5 protein-coding genes and 4 tRNA genes are annotated in these 5,049 nt (G+C 47.0%); 2 read left to right on the top strand and 7 right to left on the bottom strand.

Features of this window, described 5'->3' with window-relative positions:
- The 5 genes from D5398_RS25195 to D5398_RS25175 form a co-directional block, all read right to left on the bottom strand.
- Positions 1–140, bottom strand: a 140-nt coding sequence (locus D5398_RS25195; protein ID WP_228389065.1) for a GTP-binding protein, incomplete at its 3' end; no start/stop codon positions are given.
- Positions 141–248: 108 nt separating this feature from the next.
- Positions 249–324: transfer RNA gene (locus tag D5398_RS25190), tRNA-Thr, on the bottom strand.
- Positions 325–331: 7 nt separating this feature from the next.
- A tRNA-Gly gene (locus D5398_RS25185) sits at positions 332–406 on the bottom strand.
- Positions 407–537: 131 nt separating this feature from the next.
- A tRNA-Tyr gene (locus D5398_RS25180) sits at positions 538–622 on the bottom strand.
- Between the two features lie 19 nt (positions 623–641).
- Positions 642–717 (bottom strand) — tRNA-Thr (locus D5398_RS25175).
- A 384-nt stretch (positions 718–1,101) separates the two neighbouring features.
- On the opposite strand from D5398_RS25175, the gene D5398_RS25170 reads away from it, so the two are divergent.
- Positions 1,102–1,638: a GNAT family N-acetyltransferase gene (locus D5398_RS25170; RefSeq protein WP_120510022.1), complete on the top strand. Its 537-nt coding sequence runs from the start codon at positions 1,102–1,104 to the stop codon at positions 1,636–1,638.
- Positions 1,639–1,857: 219 nt separating this feature from the next.
- Entirely contained in the window at positions 1,858–2,808 is a 951-nt protein-coding gene (coaA, locus tag D5398_RS25165; RefSeq protein WP_120510021.1) for a type I pantothenate kinase, read from the top strand.
- 54 nt (positions 2,809–2,862) lie between these two features.
- Here coaA and birA read toward each other — a convergent pair whose 3' ends face one another.
- Positions 2,863–3,822 carry a bifunctional biotin--[acetyl-CoA-carboxylase] ligase/biotin operon repressor BirA gene (gene birA, locus D5398_RS25160; protein ID WP_120510020.1) on the bottom strand — a complete coding sequence of 320 codons (960 nt, stop codon included), beginning with the start codon at positions 3,820–3,822 and terminating at the stop codon, positions 2,863–2,865.
- The gene (gene murB / locus D5398_RS25155) at positions 3,819–4,856 is read right to left on the bottom strand and encodes a UDP-N-acetylmuramate dehydrogenase (RefSeq protein WP_120510023.1); all 1,038 of its coding nucleotides are present in this window, start codon (positions 4,854–4,856) and stop codon (positions 3,819–3,821) included. The genes birA and murB overlap by 4 nt, the downstream gene beginning before the upstream one ends.
- Positions 4,857–5,049 lie beyond the last annotated feature (193 nt).

Genomic DNA, 5,049 nt, shown 5'->3' with positions numbered 1-5,049 from the left:
AATGCGCGTGCAGAACCGCCGTAGGTTTTAGCCAGAACGGTAGTGATTGCTGCAGTCAGGGTAGTTTTACCGTGGTCGACGTGGCCGATAGTACCAACGTTAACGTGCGGTTTGTTACGTTCAAATTTTTCTTTAGACATCGATTGTCCCTCTAAGACACGGTTAAATCGGTGGTATCACCACATCAACCAAGCATTTGCTTGACGAATTAGTTTACAGAAAGAGAATCAGGAGGGAGGATTTAGAAGTGGTGCTGATAGGCAGATTCGAACTGCCGACCTCACCCTTACCAAGGGTGCGCTCTACCAACTGAGCTATATCAGCACATACTTGGAGCGGGCAGTGGGAATCGAACCCACATCATCAGCTTGGAAGGCTGAGGTAATAGCCATTATACGATGCCCGCATCCTGGAACTCGGCTACCTGATTGTTCTGAAGAACTTCGAAGACGGGGAAAAGGACGTGAGACACTTAATTCCTCACCTTCACTTAAAGCGACTCTTTCACTTCAAGCTGCCTTATCGCTAAGGCTTGTATGGTGGTGGGGGAAGGATTCGAACCTTCGAAGTCGATGACGGCAGATTTACAGTCTGCTCCCTTTGGCCGCTCGGGAACCCCACCTAATTGTTAAGTACTTGAATGGTGCCGGCACCAAGAGTCGAACTCGGGACCTACTGATTACAAGTCAGTTGCTCTACCAACTGAGCTATGCCGGCATCAAGTGCTGCGCATTCTAGGGAGACTTTAAGGGGTATGCAACAAAAAAATTGCATGTTTTGCACTATCGCTCATGTTTTATTCAAAAAACCTTCTTTTTCCCATTTTCGAGCGCTTAAGGGGTTAAATAATGCTCGAAAATCTTGCGTCTCTGCCCCGGCTGGCAACCGCTGTTTTCTGTTTTGTACCTGTTGCTAACTTAAAAAACCTTTTTCCTGCATCAAAGCCCAGCTAATGCACCGTAAAAGTACCTTTGCCTCAGCAATGAACACGAAAAGACACTTTCTCTTTTGCGAATGCTGATTTTACGGCCAAATTTGTTGGCGTATTTTTTGCAGCATTCTTTATGAACGCACTATTTTGCCATCCGGAGGAGTGCAGCGATGAAGATTGTCATGCTTAATGCCGCGACATTACCAGTCTACAGAGATGAACTGGCGCAATTGCTGATAGAGGCGAACAGCCAGGGAGCATCAGCCGGGTTCCCACACGTTATAGAACACCAGCAGGCAGAAGATACCTTTCATGATTTACGCCCGGCTCTTTATCAAAACGAAGTATTGCTTTGGATTGCCAGAGACGAGAAAGGTGTCGTTGGTACCGTTCAGTTAGATTTGGCCGGTAAGACAGCATTATCCCATAAGGCAGAAATTAGCACCCTGCTGGTCTGTTCACGGGCAAAACGCCGCGGCGTGGGCCGTCTGTTAATGCGTGAACTGGAAAGTACCGCTAAGAATTTGGGTTGCAATATACTGTCTTCAGATATGCAATCAGGTTCAGAAGCAGAAGCTTTCTACCGCGCTCAGGGATATCGCTGCGTGAAAGGCGTGGATGCAACAACCGGCTATAGCCGAAAAAATCAGGTAGTCTATTACAAGCAACTTTCCTCTTTTTGCAGCAACTCCCTCCCTCATTATTAGCCCAAAAGTGGTGCGTCGAGACTGACGCCGCACCACTACGGGTTTTCCGCTGTTTGCATAACTTTCTCAAAAATTTTTAAACTCAATCAAAGAAATCGATAAGTTATAAGAAAAAGATCTCCCCCAAAAATTAAGGTGTCTATAATATGCTGCTGGTTTACTGTCTGGAGTTGGCGTGATCGCCTTTCCTGACCTGCGCTAACAGGCAGACTTTAACTTATGAAAACAAGAGACCCATCTTTGGCAACACCTTATCTGCAGTTCGATCGTGCGCAGTGGGCAGCCTTACGTGATTCAGTACCACTCACGCTTAAAGAAGCGGAAGTTGTAAACCTGAAAGGCATCAATGAGGACTTGTCCCTTGAAGAAGTGGCTCAGATCTATCTGCCTCTTTCGCGCCTTCTCAATTTTTATATCAGTTCTAACCTGCGCCGGCAGGCCGTACTTGAACAGTTCCTTGGCACGGATGGGCAAAAAATACCTTATGTGATCGGGATTGCAGGCAGCGTTGCAGTAGGCAAAAGCACCACGGCACGTGTCCTCCAGGCACTTCTTAGCCGCTGGCCAGAGCATCGTTCAGTTGAACTGATCACGACTGATGGTTTCCTGTATCCCAATAAGACGCTCCAGGAGCGTGGGATCATGAAGAAAAAAGGGTTCCCGCAGTCTTACGATATGCATCACCTGGTCAATTTCGTATCCGAAGTAAAATCGGGTGCTAAGCATGTGACTGCGCCAGTCTATTCGCACCTTATCTATGATGTGATCCCCGATGGCAATAAAATCATAGAGCAACCGGATATTTTAATTCTGGAAGGGCTCAACGTACTGCAAAGTGGTATGGATTATCCGCACGATCCTCACCATGTATTTGTTTCCGACTTTGTTGATTTCTCAATATACGTTGATGCCCCGGAAGATTTATTACAGGGTTGGTATATCAATCGATTCCTAAAATTCCGTCAGGGCGCATTCTCGGATCCGGATTCTTATTTCCACCACTATGCGAAACTGCCCGAAGAAGAAGCAGTGAATATTGCGACGCAGTTGTGGGATGAGATTAATGGATTGAATTTGAAAGAAAATATATTACCAACACGTGAAAGAGCGAGCCTGATTTTGACAAAGAGCGCCAATCACGCCGTCGAAAGTGTACGGTTGAGAAAATAAAAGTTCGTACATCTTTATAAGGATAAAGGAGAGCCTCGCTCTCCTTTATTTTAATCAAAGACCACGCAGTGAAATTTCCCCGCCGATATAAGGTTTAACGATGCCATCTTGTTCAAGCAGTAATGCGCCCTGAGGATCAATCCCACGTTCAATACCATGGATTTCCTGTTCACCGATCAGCAGTTTAACAGGACGATCAAGGAAATTATCCAAGCCACGCCAGCGGCTGATAAATGGCGTCAGCCCCTCTTGCTCAAAATGCAGTAGTGCCGAACGCAGCTCATTCAACAATGTGGCAGTGAGTTCATTACGGTCAATATTGACGCCAGCTTCCTGCAAATTAATCCAACCCTGATTAATTGTATCGGTCGCAGGCTCACGCATTTTGAGGTTAATGCCTGCTCCGATAACCAGCTGTGCGGCATCCCCGGTTTTACCTGTCAGCTCAACAAGGATCCCGGCAAGTTTACGGTCATTAAGATAAAGGTCGTTTGGCCACTTAACCCGCACATCTTTGGCCCCCAGGCACTGAAGCACTTCGGCCATCACTATACCAATCACCAGGCTAAGCCCCATGGCTGCTGCCGGGCCTTGTTCCAGTTTCCAGTACATTGAAAGATAGAGATTACTGCCGAATGGCGAAAACCATTTGCGACCACGGCGACCCCGCCCCGCCTGCTGATACTCGGCCACACAGGCATCACCTGAGTTCAGCGCGCCAATTCTGTCCATAAGATATTGGTTTGTTGAATCAATGACAGGCATAACACTCACTTGACCGGAAGGTAACATAGCGAGGATTTTAGCTTCATCGAGCAGCTGGATTGGATATGGAAGACTGTAGCCTTTACCGGGAACGGTAAATATATCTACACCCCAGTCACGTACCGTCTGGATATGCTTATTAATCGCCGCTCGGCTCATTCCCATGGCTGTACCTAATTGTTCACCAGAATGAAACTCGCCATCAGCCAGGATAGAGATTAACTGCAACGGAACGGTAATATCTTTCATGATAGCGCTCCTACGGCATTTACTTCGCCTGCAGAGGCGATGAAACGGACTTCTGGTTCAAGCCAGATCCCAAATTTTGCAGCCACGGCATCACGGACGTATTTTGCTAACGCACGGACATCTGCACTGGTTGCGTGATCTTTATTAATCAGCACTAGTGCCTGTTTATCATGAACAGCCGCGCCGCCAATGGTATAACCTTTCAGACCAGCCTGCTCGACTAACCAACCTGCTGCGAGTTTAATTTGCCCGTCCGGCTGAGGGTAAGCAGGCATTGAGGGATACTCGAGACTGATTTTTTCAGCAACAGAGGCGTCGACGGTGGGGTTTTTATAGAAGCTTCCGGCATTACCCGTCACCGCCGGATCTGGCAACTTGCTCTGACGCATAGCGCAAACGGAATCGAAGATCTGGCGCGGAGTTACCGTTTCGGGACTCAGACGACTTAAATCACCATAGGTGAGTTTAGGCTGCCATTGTTTTGTCAGCTTGAAGCCGACGGCGACAATTGCATGACCTTCTTTGTAGGCATGTTTAAAAATGCTTTCGCGATAACCAAAATGGCATTCTGCAGACATCAGACGGGTAACCTTCCCGGCCCTGAGATCCAAAACATCAACGTAATCACAGATGCTTTGCAGTTCGATTCCGTACGCGCCGATATTCTGAATGGGTGCAGAACCTACACAGCCTGGAATTAAGGCGAGATTCTCAAGACCTGCAATATTATGTTCGAGGGTATAGCACACCAGCTGATGCCAGTTCTCACCGGCTCCCACATGCATGAGCCATTCGTCGGCATTTTCAATCAGTTCAATACCTTTAATCCGGTTAAGAACAATGATTCCCGCAAAGTCCTCCAGGAAAAGTACATTACTTCCTTCACCTAAAAGCAAAAAGGGCTGCTGCTTTTCCTGCGCTAATTTCCATGCATCGGTTAATTGTTTCGCATTTTGCGCATAAGTAATTTCAGCAGCACGAGCCGCCAAAGAAAAGGTATTCAGAGACTGGAGAGAAGTGTCGTCAATCGACATAACAATATTACTCATGAGTGACTTAGTTGTGGTTAGTTTAACCGATCCTATATTCCGTTACTCCGGGTTTTGTCAGCCGGAATAAGGTTACAACAACCTTTAACGGGACAAATAACGAACAAAAACCACCAAATTATACATAGCAAAAAGCCCTGTACGTCAGTACAGGGCTTTCCACTTATTTGATGCCTGG

Origin of the sequence: Rahnella bruchi, assembly GCF_003614975.1 — a bacterium.
In the GTDB taxonomy this organism is placed as follows: Bacteria; Pseudomonadota; Gammaproteobacteria; order Enterobacterales; family Enterobacteriaceae; genus Rahnella; species Rahnella bruchi.
Note: the sequence above shows the minus strand (reverse complement) of the source record. Positions and strands in the feature narration are given on the sequence as shown.

What these genes read in the sequence shown, in the direction of transcription:
- D5398_RS25170 (WP_120510022.1), top strand. Translation starts at nt 1,102, where the DNA reads ATGAAGATTGTCATGCTTAATGCCGCGACATTACCAGTCTACAGAGAT.
- coaA (WP_120510021.1), top strand. Translation starts at nt 1,858, where the DNA reads ATGAAAACAAGAGACCCATCTTTGGCAACACCTTATCTGCAGTTCGAT.
- birA (WP_120510020.1), bottom strand. Translation starts at nt 3,822, where the DNA reads ATGAAAGATATTACCGTTCCGTTGCAGTTAATCTCTATCCTGGCTGAT.
- murB (WP_120510023.1), bottom strand. Translation starts at nt 4,856, where the DNA reads ATGTCGATTGACGACACTTCTCTCCAGTCTCTGAATACCTTTTCTTTG.